The organism is Radiobacillus sp. PE A8.2 (genome assembly GCF_045635475.1).
Taxonomy (GTDB): domain Bacteria; phylum Bacillota; class Bacilli; order Bacillales; family Amphibacillaceae; genus JBJGXI01.
In genome coordinates this window covers 167587-193453 of sequence record NZ_JBJGXI010000001.1, presented here as the reverse complement: position 1 = coordinate 193453, position 25867 = coordinate 167587, and the positions used below count along the sequence as shown (strand labels likewise).

General features: G+C 38.8%; 15 protein-coding genes. 1 reads left to right on the top strand and 14 read right to left on the bottom strand.

The window, feature by feature from the left end; all coding sequences use genetic code 11:
* Positions 1-80: 80 nt before the first annotated feature.
* The 6 genes from ACI6MV_RS00765 to ACI6MV_RS00740 all read right to left on the bottom strand — a co-directional run bounded on the left by ACI6MV_RS00765 (position 81) and on the right by ACI6MV_RS00740 (position 10535).
* A complete protein-coding gene (locus ACI6MV_RS00765; protein WP_407267871.1) occupies positions 81-1493 on the bottom strand; it encodes an extracellular solute-binding protein in 1413 nt (470 codons plus the stop codon).
* A gap of 118 nt (positions 1494-1611) precedes the next feature.
* Positions 1612-2475, bottom strand: coding sequence for a MurR/RpiR family transcriptional regulator (locus ACI6MV_RS00760; RefSeq protein WP_407267869.1), 864 nt, complete (start codon positions 2473-2475; stop codon positions 1612-1614).
* A gap of 160 nt (positions 2476-2635) precedes the next feature.
* Positions 2636-3346 (bottom strand): N-acetylmannosamine-6-phosphate 2-epimerase, encoded by a 711-nt coding sequence (locus ACI6MV_RS00755; protein ID WP_483880215.1) that lies wholly within the window; start codon positions 3344-3346, stop codon positions 2636-2638.
* 134 nt (positions 3347-3480) lie between these two features.
* Positions 3481-5397, bottom strand: coding sequence for a hypothetical protein (locus ACI6MV_RS00750; protein ID WP_407267868.1), 1917 nt, complete (start codon positions 5395-5397; stop codon positions 3481-3483).
* Positions 5398-5768: 371 nt separating this feature from the next.
* The gene (locus tag ACI6MV_RS00745; protein ID WP_407267971.1) at positions 5769-9530 is read right to left on the bottom strand and encodes a cadherin domain-containing protein; all 3762 of its coding nucleotides are present in this window, start codon (positions 9528-9530) and stop codon (positions 5769-5771) included.
* Between the two features lie 420 nt (positions 9531-9950).
* A complete protein-coding gene (locus ACI6MV_RS00740; RefSeq protein WP_407267866.1) occupies positions 9951-10535 on the bottom strand; it encodes a hypothetical protein in 585 nt (194 codons plus the stop codon).
* Positions 10536-11437: 902 nt separating this feature from the next.
* On the opposite strand from ACI6MV_RS00740, the gene ACI6MV_RS00735 reads away from it, so the two are divergent.
* On the top strand, positions 11438-13720 hold the full coding sequence (locus ACI6MV_RS00735) for an outer membrane protein assembly factor BamB family protein (protein ID WP_407267864.1): 2283 nt from the start codon (positions 11438-11440) through the stop codon (positions 13718-13720).
* Between the two features lie 452 nt (positions 13721-14172).
* Here ACI6MV_RS00735 and ACI6MV_RS00730 read toward each other — a convergent pair whose 3' ends face one another.
* The 8 genes from ACI6MV_RS00730 to ACI6MV_RS00695 form a co-directional block, all read right to left on the bottom strand.
* Positions 14173-15363 carry a PQQ-dependent sugar dehydrogenase gene (locus ACI6MV_RS00730; protein ID WP_407267862.1) on the bottom strand — a complete coding sequence of 397 codons (1191 nt, stop codon included), beginning with the start codon at positions 15361-15363 and terminating at the stop codon, positions 14173-14175.
* A 230-nt stretch (positions 15364-15593) separates the two neighbouring features.
* The gene (locus tag ACI6MV_RS00725) at positions 15594-20396 is read right to left on the bottom strand and encodes an immunoglobulin-like domain-containing protein (RefSeq protein WP_407267860.1); all 4803 of its coding nucleotides are present in this window, start codon (positions 20394-20396) and stop codon (positions 15594-15596) included.
* Between the two features lie 618 nt (positions 20397-21014).
* Positions 21015-21188 carry a hypothetical protein gene (locus ACI6MV_RS00720; protein WP_407267859.1) on the bottom strand — a complete coding sequence of 58 codons (174 nt, stop codon included), beginning with the start codon at positions 21186-21188 and terminating at the stop codon, positions 21015-21017.
* A 50-nt stretch (positions 21189-21238) separates the two neighbouring features.
* Positions 21239-21385 (bottom strand): hypothetical protein, encoded by a 147-nt coding sequence (locus ACI6MV_RS00715; protein ID WP_407267858.1) that lies wholly within the window; start codon positions 21383-21385, stop codon positions 21239-21241.
* On the bottom strand, positions 21382-22563 hold the full coding sequence (locus tag ACI6MV_RS00710; RefSeq protein ID WP_407267857.1) for an MFS transporter: 1182 nt from the start codon (positions 22561-22563) through the stop codon (positions 21382-21384). Before ACI6MV_RS00710 ends, ACI6MV_RS00715 begins: the two co-directional genes overlap by 4 nt.
* Before the next feature lie 15 nt (positions 22564-22578).
* Positions 22579-22992, bottom strand: coding sequence for a MarR family winged helix-turn-helix transcriptional regulator (locus tag ACI6MV_RS00705; protein WP_407267970.1), 414 nt, complete (start codon positions 22990-22992; stop codon positions 22579-22581).
* Between the two features lie 285 nt (positions 22993-23277).
* Positions 23278-24351, bottom strand: a complete 1074-nt coding sequence (locus tag ACI6MV_RS00700; RefSeq protein ID WP_407267856.1) for a tartrate dehydrogenase — start codon at positions 24349-24351, stop codon at positions 23278-23280.
* A 27-nt stretch (positions 24352-24378) separates the two neighbouring features.
* Complete coding sequence (locus ACI6MV_RS00695) at positions 24379-25791, bottom strand: aldehyde dehydrogenase family protein (protein ID WP_407267855.1); 1413 nt, start codon at positions 25789-25791, stop codon at positions 24379-24381.
* Positions 25792-25867 lie beyond the last annotated feature (76 nt).

Genomic DNA, 25867 nt, shown 5'->3' with positions numbered 1-25867 from the left:
GTTATACCCCAAAAGAACCATGCTTAGACCTTCTTTGGGGTATAACACTAACTAATTATCCATAAGTTGTTTATTCAGCCTTACCAGTTAAACTCAACCTTTTCAATACTAGAATCTTCTCGCACTTCCGTTGCTTTTTCTTCTGCATATTGTACAAATTCTTCTGGCGTAACATCACCAGTCAGAACACCTTGAAGTTTATTTAGTAGATTGTTAGCAAGCTCTGGATAAGAGTCATTAATACTTGTTGGCAAGTATGTTTTAGAATCAGCATTTTTGATTACTTCTAAAGAACTTGCAAGTGCTTCAGATTGAATGGCATCCTCTGTACCTTTAACAGTACTAGCTAAACCACGCTCCATCATTTTGTAAATAGATTCTTTGGCTGTTAAATATTTTAAGAACTCCGCAGCTAGATCAGGGTTTTTTGCCTTACTAGGAATGTAGAAGGCACCTCCCCAACCAGAAGTGATTGGTGCCGCATTATTTTCTTCTTCAGATTGCCCTTCCCAGCCCGGTTGGTTCATTGCACGTAACTTGAAGTCTTCAGGAATGACATCTTGCATCTCCCCTTCAAGCCATGTACCTGCGGAAACGAAAACCGAATTACCTAAGAAAAACTGCGTTTGTGAATCTGTATGAGAAAGAGAAAGTGTACCATCTAGCAAAAAATCTTTTTCTCTTAAATTAGCTGTTATTTCAGCTGCTTTTAGGAATGGTTCAGCCTCCCAAGCACCCTCTTCAAGATTGAATGCGTTTAACAGAGCGTCAGTACCACCAATTTTCTGAACAAGCGGTAAGTAATATCCATAAAAATAGTAACCAGGGTACTTTCCTTGCAGTGCAAATAATGCCATATCCTTTTCTGCAGCCTTTTCTTTTAATTCTTCTACATCATCCCATGTTTGAGGTAGTTCCCAACCGTTATCGTCAAATACTTTAGCGTTATACCACCATAAATAGCCTGCACCAAAAATGGTTGGAATGCCGTATGTTTGACCATCTTTTTGAAGCTTAAACTGTGCAGGGATAAACGAATCTCTCCAACTTACACTCTCATCATCAAATGATGGTTCCTCTAAATAGTCATCAAGCGCAAGAATTTCTCCTTGATTTACAAGCCCTTGGATATCAACTTTAGCACCTGGATTCATGATGTCTGGAACATCCCCAGAAATAAAACGTGTTTGAAGTTGTGTGTGAATATCAGGTGACGCTGTTATATTTACAGTTACTTCAGGATGCATTTCTTCAAATTCTGCAGCACTTCTTTTAACCCAGTCGGAACCAAATCCACCTTCAAACATCATAAGGCTTATTTCACCTTCCAGCTGTTCTTCCTCAGAACCTTCATCATTCGTGTTAGATGAATTTTCAGAATTAGATGTATCGTTACCATTCGTGTTACCTGTGTTTGAATTTGTGTTATCCTCTTGAATGTTACATCCTACTAGTAATAAAAATAAAGCAAAAAAGATAAGCAATCGCTTCATAACAATTTCCTCCAATTTTATTTGATAGATCCCCTTATAAACAAGATTCACCACTAACTTACAACTTTCTGGTTCTGATCCCACCACCCCCTCAAAGTAAATATTAGGAGTGACTATCCTAATACATTTTATCTAGAACTGCTTCGGCAGTTTTCTTAATAGAAGCAAACGACTCGTCCTTCCTTTCCATTTCTACTGCCTTAGTCAGAATATCTAATACATGTAATTGAGCAATTTTAGATGAATAAGCCCCACCTTGAAGTGGTGATTCTTTTGAAGCAGCAAGCAAAATAACATCAGCATATTGGGTAATCGGTGATCTAGCATGATTAGTAATACAAATAACGTACGCATTGTTTTCCTTAGCAATTCTTATCGCATCGACGACATCTTTCGTACTTCCCGAAGTTGAAATACCAATTACTACGTCTTGTTTTGAGACTAATGACGCTTTCATCGCCATCACATGCGCGTCAGATGATTGGTATACATTGAACCCCATTCGCATGAATCGATGTTCAGCATCTTGTGCTGTTATCCCAGAAGATCCGATACCAAAAAAATGTACACTGTTTGCTTTTGTTATGGCAGTCATTGATTTTTCAATGCTGTCAAAAGCCAAAATTTCTAACGAATCTTTTAATGTTTTTGTGTTTTGTTGTGTAATCTTAGATGCCATTACATCAATAGAATCGCCTTCTTTTACTTCTGTTTCAATTTGTTCATCTAAAACGACTAAACTTTGAGCAATTGCCATTTTAAATTCTTGATAACCACGATAGTTGAGCTTCCGACAAAATCGGAGCACTGTCGTTTCTCCTACACCAATTTTTTCAGCTAAATCTGTTACCGTTAAATAGACAACCTCTTTTGTCTTTTCATTGATATAGTCCGCTACTTTTTGTTCCGATTTTGTCATCGATTTATAATTACTTGAGATTAGGACAAGAGGATTTGAATTTTTTCCATTTTCAGCTTGCATTTTCAAGACTCCTTCAATTAATTTAATAACTGAGTCAATTTCACAGTCACGTTATACATCTATCTGCATCCATATACAGTTCAGAGACGGTATAATACGACTATATATGGATGCAAATATCTAAAAATCAGTATTATGAAATTGACTAAACTAAAATAAATTACGATTTTTTCAACGTTCGCATTCGCTTGATTGCCTTAACAAAACGACTAGTGATTACCTCTGGCCTTGTAATCGCTGTTCCTACAACTACAGAATGTGCACCTTTAGAATATGCATGAAGTACATCTTCAGGGGTGCTAATTTTTCCTTCCGCGATAACAGTTATATGCGGGTATAATGTTAACTCTTCAATAAGTGTAAAGTCTGGTCCATCCAAACTTCTGCTGTATGACGTGTAGCCAGAAAGAGTAGTTGAAACAAAATCACAACCATCTTCTATTGCTGCCACACCCTCTGTTACTGTTGATACGTCCCCCATTACCAAAATGTCACTATTTTTCTTTATATAGGTAATCAAGTCTCTCAACGAGCTTTTATTAGGTCTGTCTCTTTTTGTCGCATCAAGTGCTATAACTTCGGTACCAGAATCAATTAATTCGGTAACTTCTCTTAACGTAGGGGTGATGTAAACTTCACTATCTTTATATTTTCGTTTTACAATCCCAATCGTGGGAAGTTTTGTCGATTTTTTAATAGCGATAATGTCATCTCTTCCATTTGCCCGAATAGCAACGGCACCTCCCTCTTTGGCAGCAAGACTCATTTTCGCCATCACGTCTGATCCATATAAAGAATCACCAGGATACGCTTGAGATGAAACAATGAGTTGATTTTTTATTAAACTTAAAAATTCTCCCTTATCCATCATTGAATTACCTACTTTTTTCATAGTTTTAGCGGAGAAATAATTATTACGGCTAAAAACGTGAATATCTCCGCTATATTTAAGTTAATAAGTGGATTATTTCTTCATTAATACTCAAAAAAATATATCGTTGATTATTAATAAAATTTTTCTAGTTGGTCCTTTAATAACCCCATATACAATCCCGAAGCTACTTCTGCTACTGTCCACCCTGACTCAATTGCCCATGGACCCCATCCCTTGTCTGCTGGTGAGCCGAACACTTCGTTTCTCTCTACATCATATGCCCTTGCCCAAGCTCCGTTAATTTGTTTATTGTCACTATGAATCTGCGCGCTGATGAAGAATTTCGCTATACTTTCCCATAAAAGGTTAAAGGTATCATCACCAGTCACTAAGTAAGCTTGTATATAAGCAATAGGCAACCAGTTGTTCGAATACAATAAATCGACTACAGGATCACCGTTTTTAGTAAGTAAAGAACTTTCTCCTTCACCCATTGCATGACGCATGCTCGCTTTATATCCGGTGTCCCATTCTAAATAGCCTCCAGATTCATGCCTCTTTTCTTCTAAATCTTTTGTTACCTTATACAACCACTTTTTGTGAGTAGCCTCACCCGTAGTCCAATATAACCAACTTAATGGTAAAATTAGGCGACAGTACTCTTGGGTTTCACTTTGTTCTCTCGTTGTTTCTGGATACACATCCATGATTGATGTTAAACCCCGAATTGCAGTATCTTTAAATTCTATTATATTAGTAAGCTTATAAGCTAGTAACAAAGCAGCATGATAATAAGCATTATAATGGGCGCTTGGTAAATTCCCTGGATTACTACGTAATTGATTAATTTCATCATCATTTAAGTCCAAGTTATCTGACCGGAATGGTCTAGTGCCATCTGTTCCTGTTGTATTAACGAGAAACTGAAGCGCATTTACACATGCTTCTAGGTGTTTATCTGTCCTATGAAGAAAACACTTCAACAACTGGGGGATAATTGCTCTTGCAACATCATCCTGATAACATACACCCCACGCCTCATTTGTCCATCTCATCATACCGAATAAATTACCATCTTCTTTACATAAGAAATTTTCAAACAAGTAGTCTGTTAAATTATCTGAAATTTCCAGACTCTCCTTGTTCCCTGTTAGAAGATAATCAAAAAAGTATGGTAGAGAAATTTCTCCGATACAATCCACACGTAACAACTGACTAATTCGTTGGCTACCATCGGAGTATACCTCCGTACCAAATCCTTCAAGTGCTCCTCTTTTCCCGTTGTTTAGTAAAATCTCAGCATCACTAAACCAATCCATTGCGAATGAAATACTATTTTCAATCTGATCCTTCAAAGGTTTATCATCAGAATTAACGCCTATTTGATAGATAGCCTCGTAGTCATCTAGAGTTACTTTTTCATCCTTTAACCAGCCAACAATAAATTCAACGACTTTGCTAATGCTATCCCACGGGGTAAACCGTGCTTTTTTAAAGTTACTTAATCGGAATGAGCATATGAACAAGTTGTTTGGCTGATCAAACCATAATGCACGATCTGATGTTTTCTCTAGGATTTTTTCAGTTATTTCTACGTGGTCATGTGCATTTTCATGTACATATTGTAGAATTGGAATGTTTTTTGTACAGGAAATATCATGAGGTCTTATACGCATTCCACATTGATCATCTATTAATGTACCAACTTTTAAGCCATTTATATGTAACTCATTTGCTGTATATGCTAGTCTGTTGTAGCGAGTGCTTTCAGGCAAGTTAAAGTATACATTTCCAATACTTGCAACATATTCAGCAAATACTTTTTTCCCATTATGAATCTGGGTTTCTATCACTCTCCTAGATGGAGGTTCTAATAATAGCGGGTTATCATCCGTTCCACCTAATATAGCGATACTATCGTATGAATCGAGATTTTCATTTACAATTTCATTTGGCTGAATCAATTTGATCTCCTGGAAAACATTTTTAAAAACTTGTAAAAGGTCACTATCGTGTTCACTTATGACTGCTACCTTACCATTTTTCATTATACACACCCCGAAATCACAAAAGTGGATTTTTCCTCCTAAACAACAAATAATGTTGGATAATATCTTTAATATTATGAAAACATATTATTAGCAATTTGTAAACCCTTTCTTTAAATTGAACTTTCTGATAACTTTATCATCTCACCTCAAATTTATTATGCTGTAATAAACAAAATAAAAAAAGCGCAGAAATACCTGCGCTTAGAATTATATATCCTCACAGTATAAACTACACAACTGTCCACTTCCGGGGGGAAATGATACTAACCTCCTCATACACAGGATCAAACCGAAACATTATGACAAAACTCGGGAAGTGACATTAGTCCGTACCCCTTATACTTCAACTTAAAGATTGCCGCTTCCGGTCAAAATCTCAAATCATGTTCCTTCCGAAAAATGAATCCCACTACACCACTCACCAGCAAAATCAATCCGATAAGCATCCAGGTAAACATACTCGTAGATGTATCAGGAAGCTCGTCTTCATTAGCATCTGACCCATCCTTTTCCAGATCTTTTGGATAGAAGACTGCGAAGGTAGTGAAGTGTTTCGTATATGCCTTTACCATTCCGTCTTCATACGTCCCACGAACAGCTTGCCATGCTTGACTATCTTCATCCCAGTAGTACACATTCATCGTTTCAGGGTTCGGATATTTTTGTTGGTCAATTGGAAATGCCAATTCTATTTCATGATCAAACTGACTAATCATTTTCCCATCTAATAGGACGGTAACATCATAGATGTCACTAATAGCTAATTGGGAAGCAGGAATTTTTTCTATATCTTTATCTAATCTTTTGATGAAAACCTCGAGCATACCGATTCCCTTGAAATTGGCTATTGGAATCGTTATTTCTACACCTTTTTTAATGATTTTTACGGTCGCATTTCTCTCATGTAAAAGGGTACGCTGTTCATCAGTAAGGATGATCCGTTCGATCTCATCATTTTCTTTCAAATCTATTACCAACGTACCGTCATCGTCGATATGGCCAACATCTTCATCAGTGACGGTTCCTGTTGTGCCCTCGAGGATTGGGGAAGTAGTTACAATCGATTGCAACCTTTGCACCATTACTGTGTACATTTTCATACTAGTATTTTGCGCAACTACCTCAATCACGATTTCGTTTTCCCCAGCATTTAACGGTATATTGCTGCTTTCCAGCCCGCTGTCAACCGCTTTTCCATTTACAAACATGGTCGCATTTGCTTCACTCGCTGTCGGAATAACCGTGATTTGATCGATTTGATGTCCGACAGTCACCGTGTATGCTTGAACATGTGGGTCAAAAGCTGGATGTAAACTTCCATGATTCAGGCTCAGATTCTTAAGTGTTGCGTCACCCGATAATAGGCTAATGCTCGTTTCACGGGTAATATGGTGAATGCCGTCACTTACGGTAGTGCTTAACGCATGAATTGGTTTCGTCTTCGCATCCAACAAAGAAGCATCAACAAGGCTGATTTGCCCCGTGCTGCTGTCGATGGCAAAGATTCCATCCGCATTTCCCGTGGTAATACTGTAGGTTAAGGGATCTCCGTCCACGTCACTTCCGCTCACTACACCAACTTCGGTGCCGTCCGCTGCTTGTTCATCCAAAATGAAGCTAAAATCCTCCATTTCCGGTGCGTTGTCGTTCATGTTGTTTAGCGCAATTGTTACGCTTGTAGTAGATAGGTGCACGCCGTCGCTTACTTCGACCGTTAACTGGAAATCCTGCACGGTCTCATAATCTAGTTTTGTTTCATCTACAACCGTTACTTCGCCAGTAGATTCGTTAATCGCAAAGGCTGTGTTTGCGTCGGTGATTCTATACAGGAGACTAGTATCACCATCGGCATCTGTTGCACTTACTGTTCCGACTACCGTTCCATTTGCCGTGTTCTCCTCTATCGTTGCGTCAAAGCCACTTGGAACTGGAGCAGTGTCGTTCACGTTTTGCACATTCAATGTTACCGTTGCACTTGTGGTGTGTTTCCCGTCATCCGCAGTTACCGTTAAGGTGTATTGCTTGGCGTCCTCATAATCTAGAAGACTACCATTAGTAACAGTGATTTCTCCACTACTGCCGTCAAGCGTGAAAATCCCGTCATCATTCCCAGCGGTAATCGAATAGGTTAACGGATCCCCGTCGGCATCACTTCCATGCACTACGCCTAGCTCGGTGCCATTTGCTACATTTTCATCCACTTGGAACGTGTAATCTCCCATCGTTGGTTGGTTGTCATTCACGTTGTTTAGATCAATCGTTACCGTTGTCGTTTCGCTGTGCACGCCGTCACTTACTTGGATTGTAAACGCGAATGCCTTTACCACCTCGTAATCTAGTTGTGTTTCATCCGCTACTGTTACTTCGCCGGTAGCTTCGTTAATCGCGAAGGCACCACTGCCATTTCCATTCGTCATTTCATAAGTAAAACTACTTCCCGCATCGGCGTCCGCTGCACGGACAATCCCAACGATCGTCCCATTTGCTGTATTTTCATCAATCGTTGCCGTTATGCCAGTAGGCACTGGGGCATTATCATTAAGATTTTGCACATTCATGGTTACAGTTGCACTACCCGTGTGATTTCCATCATCAGCAGCCAACGTTAACGTATAACTTTTTGTATCTTCGTAGTCTAGCTCGCTTCCATCCGCTACCGTCACTTTTCCAGAACTGCTGTCAATGGCAAAAATTCCGTCCTCATTTCCTGCGGTAATGCTGTAAGATAGTGGATCTCCGTCAACATCACTTCCGCTCACGGTACCTACTTCGGTGCCGTTTGCTACATTTTCATTTATGTTGAACGTGTAATCTTGCATTTCTGGTTCGTTATCATTTACGTTTTGAATGTTAATCGTTGCCGTATCAGTTTGATGAAGCAATCCATCGCTTACTCTTACCGTTAAGGTGAAGGCCATTACTGCCTCGTAATCTAGTTGTGTTTCATCCGCTACCGTTATTTCGCCGGTAGTTTCATTGATCGCGAAGGCGTTGGTTGTGTTCCCATCGGTGATTTGATATGTAAAACGAGTATCGTCATCAACATCTGTGGCACTGACAGTTCCGACCACTGTTCCATTTGTTGTGTTTTCGTCAATTGTTGTAGTAAAGCCTTTTGGCACTGGAGTATTATCATTGAGGTTTTGTACATTCACTGTTACCGCTGTACTGGCTGTCTCTAGTCCATCATCCACTTTTACCGTTAAGGTGTAACGATTGGTGCTCTCGTAGTCTAATATATTGTGATTCGCCACTGTAATTTTTCCACTATCATCAATCGCAAAAATACCGTCATTATTTCCTGAAGTAATGCTGTAGGCTAGGGTATCTCTACTGTCTGCATCATTTCCATTCACGGTGCCTACTTCCGTGCCGTTCGCTGCATTTTCTTCCACTGTGAAAGTTGCCTCAGTTAGCGTTGGTTTACGATTTCGATAGACTTCCAAGCTATATGATCTTGTTGTAATCTTATCTTCGGCTGTTACAAAAATATGTATCGTATTCGCACCAGGTGACAAAGCTAATGGGTGCACATCACCACTTGCTACACTGCTTCCATTCACCGTCACTGTGGCATTGGCATTGTTGAGTACAGGTGTAATACCCATTCCTGTTACCATACTTTTCACATCAGCCGTATAATTCGTCGTATCCGGATGGAACGATGGTTGAAGGCTCACATCGCTTAACGCTAAGCTTTTCAAGTGCGCATCCTTTGCCCGTTCGACTACTTTAATCGTAATCGTGAAAATATCGGTATGAGGATCTCTTAATTCGCCGATTAGTCCTTGATATTTTTCCCACCGTACGTTGAATGTGTATGTACCGACACTGTTCGCTCTAAATTTAATATCTCCTGTGTCTACGTGGTTAGATTTATTATAACTAAAGCCTGGTTGAATCGAATTGCTAGCAGAACCAATCCCAAGCTGCGAACCACTCGGTACGGATTCAAAATAGACATAATTATAACTTTCTTGTCCTAAATCATTAGCAGATAAGGATACCTCTTCTCCCACGTATACGATTTTTGTCGTACTCGCAGCTTTTACCGGTATCATTCCTGGACTCGTAAAAACGGTAGTAAACAATACCAGAAACACTAAACATAAAGAACCAATTTTTTTCACCAAATTATTATTCCCCCATCCAATTTTTCGCGGGCACAGCCGCCTTGTCCAAGCTAAACCCCCTGCACCACATATCTTTCTTATTTTATTGTTTCTACCGTACTATTACAATAGAAAACGCTTTAATTTTTAGAGGGGAACGCGGGGTCAGGTTTATCGTCCCAGTAGGAACTCATGTTTTATTTTCAGAGACCGGAACAGTAAACCTGACCCCCTGTTCCACATGACCCCCTGTTCCACAGTCCATTTAAACAATCGAATTTTTTCTTGAAAACGAAAAATGTTATCTTGCTCCGAGAGTAGCCTGTAAATTAGATCCGCTTTTACTCTAGCTACAATTGATTCTTCCATATGTCCTTTTTCTAATAAAAATACGACAATGCCCATAAACGTATCAATGATTTGAAGTGGTATAGATTTCTATGAATCCTGTGAAATCACTTTATTGACTCTATAATTTTTATTACGGTAAGCTGAGTGAGAATTCATTTGTTCGATCAATTTTTTGTTTAAATCCAAGTTGTCATACTCGTCATTGCAATCAATCTTGATTTTAACATTGACTGTCTCTTCTTTAGATACGTAGGAAAATAAATCCCTGGTAATTCCATAAAACAACCTTTCAGGAATTTTAATATAAAATAAGTTTCTTAATTCTTTAGTGGACAAACCAATATTGTCAGCAGCTCTAAGTGCATCTTTATTATTAACGATCAGTATATTGATTCTAATGTTCTCCTGTAATACTGAATGTAGAACTTGAAAAAAATTTTTTACATTATTATCACTTTTGTACTCGGTAAAATGGAGCTCACTCACAGAATTATTCTCTTTGTATATTTGCCCCACCTTTTTCACTAATTTTGCTAACGATGTATCAAAACCACCAAAAGCACCATAATATGAATATTCCTTATTGAATTGATCTATTTTATTGCTTTCATCAAAGTAAATTAAATAATTCATAATGCCCCAGGTTATATTTGTTGTCGTATCTGTTGACAATGATTTATAGAAGTTATAATATAATTAATTACACAGTAACTAAATTTAAATAATGTTTCTTTCCCCGCTACCGTTATTGCAGGGCTGAGTCATCTTTTTTATTTTTTCTTCTATACTTAATTATACTAATACTAAACTGGTATATAAATTCTACCTTTTTTATAATACAACCGAGCACAGCAAAGAGAACCCACCAATTGACCATCAAAAACTTAGATGCTTATTCTCAGTAGGTCGCTTTAATTCATATTTTTCATCTGATCTTTTTTTATAATTTCAGCTTCGTTTCTTAATTACAATCCTTTATCTAGAACAGTACTGTCAGCTGCGTATAAAGCAACCATAACGCGATCTTTTGATTCCTTTACTTGGAGGACGCACGATACTAACCCACTTCCACTTGAACTCGGTACCCTTCCATTCCCTTTAACCCTATACTAGATATCACCGTTACCATCAATACACACCTCTCGTACTCTTGTGTTTAAACTTAAGATAAACCATTTTCCCAAAGGTGTAAAAATTTCAAAATAATAATTTAACACTGAAGTAACCTATTAAAATACAATTTCCACTTGTGAAAAATCCAAAAACCGCTAAACAAATATAATCCAAAATGACGCTTTAGACATTTTATCTCCACACCACTACTCAATGCCATTACAACAATATTGGAAAGGAAAGCAATCCACCACAAAAATGAATGAATACACACTCATCCTTCACAAAAAAACACCCGAAGTGCTCCTTCTAATAACCCAATCCCTCAGACGACACATTGTGACAAACTTCGGGAAGTGACAGGCACCCACCCATCTCTCATCTCTGACTAAATTATGAATATACGGGCAAATTACAAAAGAATATTTTCATTACTACAAAAGAAAGGAGCATTTAGTTATATGAATAATAATAAAACTGCATGGTTATTACTTTCCGGAATAGTTGTTGTCATTATCGTTAGTGTTGTTGCTTTTGTAATTATTCCCAATACTAATGATACTGCTCGGCCACCAACAGAAGATGAAAACGGTGAAAAACAGGGAGAAACAACAGAAAATCCGGATAATGAAGACCAAACCAATGTAGACGAAACGAATCAAGAACATACATCGATTCAGCATATCGAGTATGAAGGAAAGGTTGCTCCAGACTTTTCGGCAGAAGAACTGGCAGAAGCCCCTTCTGGCAATTGGATTACCAATGGCGGCGATATTTATAATAGCCGTTATTCGCCGTTAGAACAGATTGATACTTCCAATGTTTCTGACCTTAAAGCGGAATGGGTAACTAGCCTAGGATCTGGATTGGAATTTAAATATTCCGGTGAAGCTACACCAGTGGTATATGATGGTGTTATGTTTATGATTACTGGTGCCCATAATGTATCTGCTATCGATGCGAAGACCGGTGAGCTCATTTGGGAGTATAAACCAAAACTTGCGGAAGGATTAGACACTGTCTGCTGCGGATGGACAAGCCGCGGTGTTGCTTTAGGCGATGGTATGGTTTTTGTTGGCCTATTAGACGCAAGGCTCATTGCATTGGATCAAAAGACCGGAGAATTAGTATGGGAAACTAAGGTTGCCGAATGGGATAAAGGATATACCATTACAAGTGCCCCACTTTATTATGATGGAAAAGTATATACCGGTGTAGCTGGTGGTGAATATGGCATTAGAGGCCGATTGACAGCTTATGATGCGAAAATTGGTAGAGAAATTTGGCGAATGAATACACTCCCAGCTCCAGGTGACGAAGGATCCGAAACGTGGCCGGAAGACAGTCGGAACTGGCTAACTGGCGGAGCACCAATATGGCAAACGCCAGCTATAGATCCGGAATTAGGAACTATCTATTTCGCAACGGGAAATACTTCTCCTGACTTGGACGGAAGTAATAGAGAAGGTGATAATTTATATGCGAATTCTATCCTCGCATTAGATGTAAATACCGGGGAATATAAATGGCATTTTCAAGAAGTACATCATGATATTTGGGATTTGGATCCTGCCAATCCAGTCGTGTTATTTGACGTCGAAATGGATGGAAAGATGAGAAAAGGCATTGCCCAGGCCGGAAAAACAGGCTGGGTATATATATTGGATCGAACGAATGGTGAGCCTTTAGTAGGAATAGAAGAAAAACCTGTGCCACAAAGTGAAAATCAAAAAACATCACCTACGCAGCCGTATCCAATTGGTGATGCATTTGTCCCGCAACAAGTAACTGAAGAAGATGTAAAAAATGATTTACCGGAAGATTTCAATGGTAAAATCGGAAAATTATTTGACCCATTTTGGGATGAACCCGTAACGTTAAAGCCTTCACCACAGGGTGGAGCGAACTGGCCACCATCTGCATATAATCCAAACACGGAATATTTCTATGTGTTAGGGAATGACAACTATTTCGCTTATGCTCATTATGGTGAAGATGAGGACGAAAAGTTTAAAGAAGGAAAGGAATATATTGGTAGTGTATGGCAACCTGTTGAAGATTCTCCGAGTCGAGGTACTGTAACGGCACTTGATATCAAAACCAATAAGATCGTCTGGCAAAAAAAATGGGATTCTCTAGCGTATAGTGGCATCTTGACAACGAAAGGTAACTTGGTATTCGTTGGCCATAATGATGGTCGCATTATCGCTTACAACGCTACGAACGGGAAACAAGTATGGGAATTTACAACCGATGCAGGAGCAAACGCACCACCAATCACATATGAAATTGACGGTAAACAATATATAGCTATTTTTTCAGCTGGAAATACGCTTGCTGGAACAAAACACGGAGATAAAATTTATACCTTTTCTTTAGAAGGTAACTATGAATCCTTAGAAGACATTCCAAGTGATGACATTAATTCACCTCCAACCAAGGAAGAAACCAATGGTGATCAAGGTAATAAAGGTGATGATGAAAACAAAGAACAAATGAACGAAGTAAGTGCCGGAGAGACTATTTATGAAAATAATTGCTTGGCATGCCACGGCGCTGAAGGTGTAGGTGGACATAATGGGCCAAGCTTAGTTGACAGCGACATAATCAATGATAAAGAAAAAGTAATCAATCAGATAAAAAATGGAGGTGGCACGATGCCACCATTTGAAGGAACATTAACAGAGGAAGAAATTAATGCGGTAGCTGAATATATCATGGGATTAGCTACGGAAGGCGACTAAGATTAAGAAAAGCATAGAGCGCCCGTTTAGCAACGTACGGACTGGGACTCGAAACAAGGAAAACCTCTTGTTTCTGCGGTGCCTATTCAGATGAAGATTTCCTTAGTGCGATTACTCGTCCCACCGAAAACATTTGGACTGAGCCGTAGGACCAAAGTAGGCTTCGGAAGCTTTACCTCGCACGAAGAAAATTGATCTGTATTTTCGATGGAGTAAGGAAACATGCCTATCCGTTGGGGTATGCCGACGTTGGGCACATGCCCGGTTTTAGTCGGCCTTCCTTCATTCTAATCGATGTTAACTTATCGCACCCTGGTGAGGGAAGTCTCGCTATGGCTTTAGCACTGGAGCTAGACATCTTCAAATTGCTATGAAATCTTGTCTTTACAAAAAGGGAATCGCTCAAGTTTGGCGATTCCCCCCTTAATATCTATTGTCATTTGCATAAGATTTTAATTAGATACCTTTTCCGTTAATGGTATCTGAATTAACCGATCATCTTTTTTACCTGGTTCGCCACGATCATCTTGATTACTTGTAATCGTAAATATATCCTCGTTATCTATAAGAACATCTCTTAATCTGCCTGCATCACCATAAAATTCCTCTACTTCTTTTTTCTCGATATCGTAAGTAATAATTTTAGAACCTGCTAAGGACGCGATAAACAGTTGTCCATCATGATAGGCCATCCCTGAAGGTGCCCACGTATCATCACCTGATTGATAAACTGGACTGACCATATTCGTTGCGGTTTCATCCCCTTCAATCACGGGCCACCCATAATTCTCCCCTGCCTTGATTAAATTGATTTCATCATGAGCGGATTCTCCATGCTCCGAACTATAGAAATCACCATTATTATTCCACGCAAAACCTTGTGGGTTCCGATGACCATAGGAGTAAACATAGGAATTTTCAAAAGGATTATCTTCAGGAATATTTCCATTTAGGTTCATTCTTAATATTTTGCCAGCTAAACTATCGAGGTCTTGAGCCAATTCTCCTTGACCGGTGTCGCCTGTTGAAGCATACAACATTCCATCTGGACCAATTTTAAGTCGTCCGCCGTTGTGGATCACGTTACCAGGTATGTTGTCTAATAATACTTCTTCTTCTACCCAGGCGTTATCCTGTAGCTTCAATGAAATAATTCTATTTTGAATTTCGCCATCTTTTTCATACGTATGGTAAGCAAATGCTTTCTTCGTTTGCTCAAAATCCGGCGCAAGGGTAAACCCTAGGAAACCACCTTCTCCTTCATGTTGAATGTTCTCCGTCACGTCGACTTCCTGCACATGAACTAACCCAAAATCCCCATCAATTTCAATGACAGATCCTTCTCTTTGACTTAAATAAAAGGTTTGCTCATGCTTATTAATCGTCCATGGTATAAACAAATGATTTACAGCAATATTGCCATCCCCAGTAACAACTTCTATGGAATCTGCACCTACTTGAACTGCTTCTTTGTTGTACGTGTCTTGTTGCTCATCATTTGATTGATCCGTTTCATCCTCGGCATTATGTTCTCCAGTTGTATTTACAAACCAAACAACAGCTACTAAAGAAATAATACCTAGTATTGTAAGAAAACTAGATTTTTTCAAAAAACCACCTCTAAATATTCGAATTTTTTTCATTAGTGTTGCCACACTAAATATTTTCTAAACATTCAAAAGGGTTTTAATTTTTTACATGAGGCAATCTCATCAAATTTATTTTTCGCTATCCACATATCGTTGGATTCAACCAATTCCAACATCCACTCCCCACAGCACAATACGTTCTATCTCAAAATACACCTTCTTGTGAATTAAAAGAGGTAGAGAGCTAAATAGCTTCTCTACCTCTACATTTGCAATGCTTTTTATTATATGTGACGTTGTCTAGCACGAACTAATACAATTCCACCTAATATGAACATCACAAGACCGATAAGCATCCAATTAAACATGCCTAATGCAGTAGAAGGTAATTCATTTCCATTTTTCTCATCGTCGCTTTGATCTTCTCCGTTATTTGGATTTTGGTCCTCTTCTTGGTTTCCTTCCTGGAATACACCGTAAGTGGAAAAATGCGGAACGGTCAGGGTAATTGTTTTACGATCGGTAGCTACCTGTCCGCCTTTCAGCACCCATTTATTTGAGTCCTCATCATAATAGTAGATATTTATGGCATCTTCCACAGCATCATCACTATACTGGAGGGTAAGTACAAAGCCTTGTTTAGGTGCTTTTGATCCTTCTGGATACGTAACAGTAATGGTATATGCATCACCAGCTAATGTTAAACCCGCTTTATTTATATCATCAGTGTGATACTTATTCACCATTATTTTTGTACCGCTTGGTAAATCATCTGGCATTAATATAGAGCTGTTAGTACCAGCAATTGTGAACAACTCACCACTACTAACCTCCCTTTCTGTTCCAAGATAAATAGTTAGATCGTTAACAACCTTTACCTTGCGAATCGCAGTTGCTTGATTACCTGAACGATCTGTCACAGAATAAGTGAGTGTATATTCGCCAGGCTTTTCTGTATCAACTGTTCCACTAACTTGAATCTCATTAGTAAGGTCACCGTCGGCTTGATCCTCAGCAGTTGCACCAGGATCGACAAACGTATCGTGTAAACGAACGGTTATTGGATTATCACCTAGTAGTGTAATGACTGGTTCTTCTGTATCAATCGCTTTGTCATCAACTATTAAGCCGTCAATAGCTTTTTGCAGTGCATCGACTGCTATTGTTACATCTTCTACTGTTGTTATGTTATCTAGTGCTGCCTCCGCATCTGAAATTGCTTCTTGTAAAGAAGAAAAGGAATCTTCTGTATATTTCCCATCATTATTCGAATATGCTTTTGCTTGTTTAATTAAGTTCTCTAGTTCGGATGCATCAACAAATGGTTCATTAACTACAAGTCCATCGATTGCTTCTTGTAGAGCTTCAACAGCTGTATTCAGCTCTTCTTCTGTTTCAATACTTGCTAATGCTTGCTCAGCAGTAGCTATTGCAGACTGCAATGCTTGATAGGATTCAACCGTGTAAGTAGCTTCATTATTCGAAATGTCTTTCGCTTCCGCAAGTAAGCTTTCTAATCCTGCTTTTGAAAGAACAACTATTTCCTCCGATGGTGTTAATTCTAGTCCATTTTGTAAGGGAACTATTCTGAAATAATAAGTCACATTATCATCTAACCCATCGATACTTGTCCGATCAAAGTTGAAAGGATTACCACCTTTATATGAATTGAATTCAACGTCATATTTTTCATGTGTGTAGTTCCCCTTCTCGGTACCATATTCTATCTTATAAGAGGTAGCCGGAACTTTTTCATATTTGATCGTTACGATACCGTGGCTTCTAACTGCTGATACCTGTGGTGCGACTGATAAAGATTGTTCCTCATAGTCAGCAATGTCCGCATCTTCGATATTCCGAACTGAAACATTATCGGCAGTAAATGGTGTATCATAAGCCCGCAAGCCTATTTGTCCTTGCTTAAACCTATCGTCGTAAAAGGCGTATTTCCTTTCGCCATCAACATAGACTTGAATGTATTTCTTATATACAACTACCTTTAAGTGATAGTATTTATTCGCCTCTACATCAAATTTAATTAATTTAATATTATGCCAGCCACCATCTCCGTAGCCAATCAATAGTCCTTTGCCATCTCCTCCTGCTTCACCGATTCCAGCAAAGTAACCATGATAGCTGTCTGGACCTGAAGCAGAGTCAGTGACACGGAACATGATTCCAGCATTATTTCGACTAATATCTTCAGGACGTATATCTGCTTCTACGACATAATCAGTCCAATCCGGATTACCTGCAACGGCTTTGACATTTGTGCTTCGAGCAAATGCGTACGCTTGATTTTCAACGGATATTTGATTTGTGTCTCCATATTCCGTCCATTTATCAGCGTTACCTGATTCAAAATCATCTAAAAAAGTTGCATCTAGTGCAGGTGTTTCCTCATCAGCTGCTTTCGTAGTGGCTGAAACTTCAATAGAGCTTACTGTCTGCCCTCCAATATTGGCTACAACCTGAAAGTAGTAAGTAGTCTCTGGATCAAGTCCTGTGATATTAGCATCCTCAGAGTTAAATCCGTAGGCAGTAGTCGTTAGCTTTCCACTTTCTTTCCCGTAAAGTACTTTGTATGAGCCAATGTTTGCCGCTACATTCGTATGCAAATTAATCCCATCATCATCTTCAGCTTCAACGGACGTTACCTTTGGTTCTGTAATTGTCCCAACAGGAGTAATTTCAATACGATCTATTTGTATACGATTGTTGTTATTTTGTTGTAAAGATATCGCATTATAGAAGTTAGCGTTTAAGCTTACATCATCTATCTTGAGCGCATTTTCACTTGAAAACTGATGCCACTCTCCAGTTTTCGGATATTGTATTGCGTTAACCTTCTTGCCATTAATATATAAGTCGTTAATCGCATCTTGTGTCCCACCATTAGCATAATGAACCGTTAGGGTATAACTTTCAGCTAACGGAACGGTAACATTGGCAAACGTAACTGAACCTGTTTGGTCCATATCAACATACTTTCCATTAGATGCCGTCGAGTCTGTTTTGAGCTGAGCTTCTTTAACAGTTGCTGTTTCCGCTTCACGTGTGGTCGTCAATGATGGCTCACCAATTTGTGGAATTTGGCTTAAGCGGACCTTGGCTGCTCCGTAAGGGATTAAGGTAATATCCTCTTCTGGTTCACTAGAAGCAACTGGACTCATCGGTAATTGTTCCGCTACATTTCCGTCAAGACCCCAATCAGGAATCTGTTTACCTTTTGCTTTCAACACAATTGGGGAATCCTGGTTACTAAATGGTTGATAAGGCATATCCTTCTCGAATACTTCAAAAGACGATTCAGGATTATTTCGATCTACAAGTAATCCATAGTTCCAATCAGATGCTGGTACAACTTCTTCTAATGGAAAATCTTCTGGATGAGGTAATTTGATTTCTCTTGCATCGTTTCCTTCGTATTCTTTCCATTCTTCCTCTATTTGCAAGGAGTAAACTAATGGTCCTCTTTCCACCCCAACAGAATTGTTCTCCCAGGATGATGTTTTTATTTCCATTGGTACGCTAAGTACAACTTCATCACCATCAGACCATTCTCTGTCGATTGTAAAGTATTGACCAGCTTTCATACCTTCCTGCTTTTCCCCATTGACAAGAACTTCTGTATTTTCACTCCAACTCGGAATTCTTAGTTGGAATGGAAAAGAAACATTTTCGTCTGTGTGCACAGTAAAATGAATTTGATCTTCAAACGGATAATTTGTATTTTCTGTAACGGTGACCTGTTGTCCACCTGCAACGTCTGTTGTTACTTCGCTAGGACCATATGCTGCAATCGCGAGTCCTTTTTCCTTAGTAGCCATCCACATGTTTTTCACAAACTTAGGCCATGCCATGTGTAAATTCATAAAACAGCATTCAAAGCCTGATGGAGCACCAAATACAGAGCTATCACCGTGATCATTAGAAAAGCCGTGAACACCTACAGAATTTAAAATTGAATTTTGTACCTCAAAGTAAGAGTAACCGGTAATGTTTGCATTAAAGGTCGCTGGCAAAGCATTAAAGGCAACCTTCTCTAAATCATCGCCAATGCTTGCATTTCCTAGAATTGATAAAGCAATTTCATTAGAAAACATGAATTCAGCTATACCATCCAATTCAACTCCATGTGTAGAGCTGATGTCTCTTAATGCTTCATCCGCATTATACATGCCATCAATTCGGCCATGTTCACGAAGTAAATGCTCTTTCCCTTTCTCAAGTGCCAGTAAATCCTTTGGATCTCCAGATTGTTGATAATACAATGCTGGTAATTTCATTCCTTGTGCAATGTTTACAACATGCGAATCAAAGAAATTATTATTTGTAAAAGCACCCGTCCAATCCTCTGACTGGTCATGTAATTGCTTAGCAAGATCTAATAACCACGCATCACCAGTATGCTTGTACAGCCAGTAAACACTATAGATGTTATCTCCACCTCTTGCAGCTGCCCAACTGGATAGTGGTCTTGATGGGAGTGTATTTAATTGATAGCGAAAATAGTTGGTCATAAAAGGAATAACGCGCTCGTCATGCGTAGCATCATAATAATCCTGCATCGCATTTAATATAGGCATTCTTGGCCACCAATCGTTATTGCTTTCCGGACCGAAATTCCCATTCGCCTTTTGGCTATTAATGGACCAGTCAATCCACTTTTGCGCTTTCTCTTTCAATGTCTCATCATCCAATGTATAGGCTAGTGCTACTAACCCTTTTACATAATATGGACCACGTTCCCAATCTTCCCCGTTACCACCAAGCCAGCCACTATCACTCGTCAAATCTGGTGAAATTTCTTCCATGTGGCCAGTTAAACCTTCCTTCTGCAGCTCTAATTGATGTAACAACCATCCTTTAGCTTTTACACTTCCGACTGGTAAAAGCTCAAATGGTGTCTCCATTAGCGTTTCTTCATTTGCAGAATCGGTTGATGCTACCTGGTTATCATTCGCGCTGTTTTCGGCCGCTGAAACGCTAAAATTTGCAACAAAATTAAATAATGCACTTTCAATGACTAAAGCTATTAAAATTACAATCATGCATTTTTTGCTCCATTTGATTATATGCTTCAAAGCTAGACCTCCTTACATTTAATGGTAGATTCCAAGGCATCTACCTAGCCTTTCAGGGATGCCTATTTCCTCCTCAATAATCTTTTTCTATCTTTCATATAAAATTATAGGGTTCACTAGATTGAGTTGTATTTAAAAATAAGCGTGTTTTTTTGAGGTATTCCGTTTTAAATTCGGTTAACATGCTATCTTTGCTGAATTTTCTCTGTTCTTTAATTTACCAATATGAAATTCGAAAACCCATTAAGAAAATTCAATTCACGGCGGGGTGGAACATGGGGTCAGGTTTATCGTCCCAACAGGACCTCATGTTTTATTTTCATAGATCGGAACAGTAAACCTGACCCGCTGTTCCATTTCTGCTTCAAACTTACCGGTTAAATAACTTGAATAGTACTATTTCAGTAGGGAAATTATCTATATTGGCCCAGAGGTACTCACACCCAAGAATGAAAGTACTAACACTTAAAAAAGGCACAGAAGCTTAGAAGCTAGTTGTGCCCTCCTTTTCTCGCAAACTTCCAATTGTTTCCTAAAGATCTGCTCTCTGCTTTGTTCACTCAATTCCTATATGCTGATGAGACGCTATCAGCATTACGATACTTAGCTTCTAGTTGTTCAGAAGCTTCTAAGTGGATAACTTTGATACTCCTGCTCCCATTGTATTAATCGATTATTCACCATTTGCACGAACTCTGGGAGTTCAACGGCAACGTTATACTGCTGATATGGATCATTTTCCATATCATACAAAGCAACTGGAGGAAAATCATAAAGTCCTTCGTGATACATTTCGTAACTACTTCACTAGAAAAGCTAGAAGCAGTTTCCTTCTTCCAATCTTAAGTATATTCTACTAAACAAGTATAAAGCGCATGCGGATCCCACAACTGAATGTGTAAGAAGTAGTTGTCTTCATCCTTATGTTGTTCGAGCCAAGGTATTACTTTATCTATTACTTTATCTGCATTCTCGTTACCTTCCTTCATCGTATGTGTGTGTACTTCATTCCCGCCTGCAAAAGCCTAAACAAACCGAATATAACTAAAGTAAGTAGTGCACATACAATATATAAAGTCTGAAACCCAAATAACGTAACAATAACACCTAAAGTGTATGAGCCTATAGCTATTCCCGCATCATAAAGCATAAAGAATGTTGCTGTAGCATGACCACTTCGATTTTTCGGCGCTGATTGAATAGCTAATGCTTGAAAACTAGGTAGCAAGGACCCATAGCCTAACCCTATGATTCCTGCAGATAAAAGTAGCATCCAAGACGTACTAGTGAAGCTTAGAAGCACTAATCCCAATCCAAAAATAAGCAGGCACGGCAAAATCACATACGGAGCACCTTTCACATCAAATAACTGCCCGAAGTATGGACGCGATCCAATCATTACAACAGCAAATACAAGAAAGAAATAACTAGCGGTTGTTGCTAAGTTTATCTCTTCTGCATATAAAGAAATAAAGGAAATAACACTTGAATAAGAAAGTGCAACAAGACTACTGATCAACGCGATCGGCAAAACCCGAACCTCAAAAAGATCATGAATCGACAGCTTACCTTTTTCCAGAATAGATTTTTCCAAATCAATAGGAACTCTTACTAAAATAGCGCATATCACGCCACCTAACATCGCGATACTTAAACATACAAACAATGCTTGGAAAGAAACAAATTGCAATAAAGTCAAGCCTATAAACGGCCCCACTACAACTGCGAGATTCATAGCCATCGCAAAATAGCCAAGCCCTTCTCCCCTACGCTCGTCCGGAATCACATCAGCCGCTATTGCACCTGTTGCTGTAGTAACAATCCCAAACGAAAGACCATGGAAAAACCGTAATACCAGAAGTGGAATAAATGAATCAATCCAAATATAAAGAAATAAAGTTGCGGTAAAAATAGCTACACTCCATACAAGTCCTTTTTTCTTACCTACTCGTTCCAATATTTTCCCGGAAAATGGCCGTATTAAGATAGCAGCTACAAGGATGGAGGTAATGATCAGGCCCCCTTGTGCCTCCGTTCCACCTAAATGTTTGATAATATAAATGGGTAAAGTAGTTAATAGCGTATAAAAAGCAACAAATACCATAAATTGTGTTAATGAAATACTTATAAAACTTTTCGTCCAGATTGGTTCTCTTGTTTTAGTCATGCTGTTCCCCCTCAATCACTCGCCAATCTTCTTTATCAATGTCGCTAATTGAACTTGCTCCTCCTCTGTAAATGCTTTAAGTATGTTTACTTCGAACTGTTCTACAGATTGTTTAATAGCGTCATATTTCTCTTTGGCAGAATTGGATAATAAAATGAGTCGTTCTCTCTTATCTTCTCCTTGCTTCCTAATAATCCAACCATTCTCTTCCATTCGTTTAAGTGTCCTTGTAACAGTTGGAGCTTCAACGTTTAAATACTGCCAAATTTCCGTTTGTGTCATTGGCCCAAAACGTTGTAGACAATAGATAATCAACCACTGAGAATGATAAAGCTTATGCTTTTTCAACTGCTCATTTAATTGTTTGTTTATATACCTCACTTGTTGGTTCAGCGTATGAATTAACTCAGTTCGATCCATGGAAACCATCCCCACTAAATTATTTACCTAGCTAACTATTTACCTTAATAAGATACGCTAATAATTACATAGTTGTAAAACAAAATGCTCTGGTGGAACATGGGGTCAGGTTTATCGTGCCCCTTATGTTTTATTTTCATAGACCGGAACAGTAAAACTGACCCCATGTTCCAATTCTCAGTCGACAACACATTGTGACAAACTTCGAGAAGTGACAGTAGTCCCATATACGAAACCAAAACCATATAAAAATAAAATTGACTGTATTCTATTAAAAACAGTCAATTTTATTTCTTAATTATAATATTGTATTAACCGTTTGATTATTCTTTCAGCTACTTGTGAAGTAGTAGCATCGCCTCCCATATCTGGTGTCAGAAACTCTCTTTCTTTTAGCACGTTCTGAATAGATTCTAATACGATTTTGCCTGTATCTTCGTAATCAAAGAAGTCAAGCATCTGACTAACTGACCAAATAGCAGCCAAAGGATTTGCAATACCTTTCCCAGCTATATCAGGAGCAGATCCATGAATTGGCTCGAACATTGAAGGGAATTCCTTTTCAGGATTTATGTTAGCCCCTGCAGCAAGACCAAGGCCACCAGATAGCGCAGCACCTAAATCCGTTAATATATCTCCAAATAAGTTAGAAGTGACAACTATCTCAAATCTCTCCGGCTGTTTCACCATAAACATGGCCGCCGCATCAACTAGATAAGAATACGTAGGAACTTCTGGATAATCCTGTTTAACCTCTTCAAAAACTTCATCCCAGAACACCATGGAATAATTCAATGCGTTTGCTTTACTAATACTAGTTAAAGATTTTCCTTTTTTCTTCGCTTCTTCAAACGCGTAACGAATGATTCTTTCTGTTCCCTTTCTGGAGAAGACTCCAGTCTGAAGCGCAACTTCTTCTTTTGTACCTTTAAACAACCGGTCACCTGCTCCAGCATATTCACCTTCGCTATTTTCACGAATGATTAGCATGTCTATTTCTTTCATACCCTTGCCTTTTATAGGAGAAAGCGATTCTTCTAATAAGGTAATAGGTCGAAGGTTCACATACTGATTAAATTCTTTTCTTATTCGAAGCAACAAATCCCACAACGAGATATGATCAGGGACACTCGGTGCCCCCACAGCTCCCAAATAGATTGCATCGAATTTTTTCAATGTTTGCATTCCATCATCAGCTAACATTTTTCCATGCTTTAAATAATATTCACAACCCCAGGGAAAAAAAGTAAAATCAAACCGAAAGCGACCGTCCAGCTCCGAAATGACTTTCATCACATTTACGCCCGCTTCCAATACTTCAGGTCCAATACCATCACCTGGAATTACAGCGATTTTATAAGTTTTCATCTCTATACCACTCCACAACTAAATCAACTATTCTTCTAAGTTTATAACAACTACAACTTCTTCCATGAGGCTTTGCATGGCGAAAGCTGGTCCTTCCTTGCCATTTCCACTTTCTTTTACACCACCGTAAGGCATTTGGTCCGCACGATAGCAACATGTATCATTAATAATTACCCCACCGACTTCCAGTAAATGAGGCAATTTAAAGCTTAGATTCATGTCTCGCGTATAGACGCCTGCCTGCAAACCATATTTGGAATCATTAACTAAGTCTATTGCTTCCTCAATCGCATTGTAGCTAGTAACAGACACTACCGGCGCAAATACTTCTTCTGCCACTACTTTCATATCTTTCGTTACATTTGTTATCACAGTCGGTTCAAATAGATTTCTTTTTCGGTTTCCACCAGTTATTACCTTAGCACCGGAATATTTTGCTTCATTAATCCACTCTTCTATTCTAACCGCTTCAGCTTCACTAATCATTGGACCAACATCGGTTTCCACATCGAGCGGATCACCTAATTTCAGTCTAGATACACCATCCAAAAATAGTTGCATAAACCTTTCCTCAACAGATTTTTGAACAAAAATTCGTTGAACAGAGATACATATTTGCCCTGCATGCGCAAATGCCATCTTTGCTAATTTCATAGCTGCTTTCTCAACATCACAATCACCATGAACAATCGTAGCAGAATTAGAACCGAGCTCTAATGTCGCTTTCCGTAGACCAATCGTTTGTTGAATATGTTTACCTACACCTGGAGAACCTGTAAATGTATAATGTGCAATTCTTGAATCCTCTAACAACTGCTGACCAACTGTTCTCCCTCCGCCGATTACACAATGGAGAAATCCTTGTGGAACTCCAGCTTGTTCAAGTATCTCACATAACCTAAGAGCAACAGCAGATGTATTTGATGAAGGCTTGAGAATTACCGGGTTACCTGCAGCTAACGCAGGTGCTACTTTGTGCACAACAAGATTCATCGGAAAATTAAATGGAGTGATTGCCGCAACAACGCCGACGGGCTTTTTTATCGTATAAAAAAATCGATTTGTTGCATTATAATTTGGGATTTGAGTTCCAGTAATCTTTTTCGCTTCTTCAGCAGCCAATAAGAAAGTCTCCGCAGAACGTTTTACTTCAACTCTAGCATCTGTAATAGGTTTACCACCTTCAATAGCTATTGTCGTCGCCAATTCCTCTATATTCTCGTTAAGTAACTTCGATACCTTTGCGAGCACTTCATAACGGTGAGCAGGAGTAAATGAGTAGTTTCGGAAAGCTTTTACAGCAGATTCCACAGCCAAATCCACTTCTTTCCCCCCCGCTTCACAAACCTCTACAAACAATTCATTTGTGAATTTATTTTTAATAGAATAAGTGGAATTTGTATCTATCCATTTCCCATCTATAAAAATCTTTTTCTTCATAATCTACCTCCAGATCATTATTGTCAGTACTTTTCCTCCAATAAAAAGAGTACTTTATCCCATCGATTCTTAATTG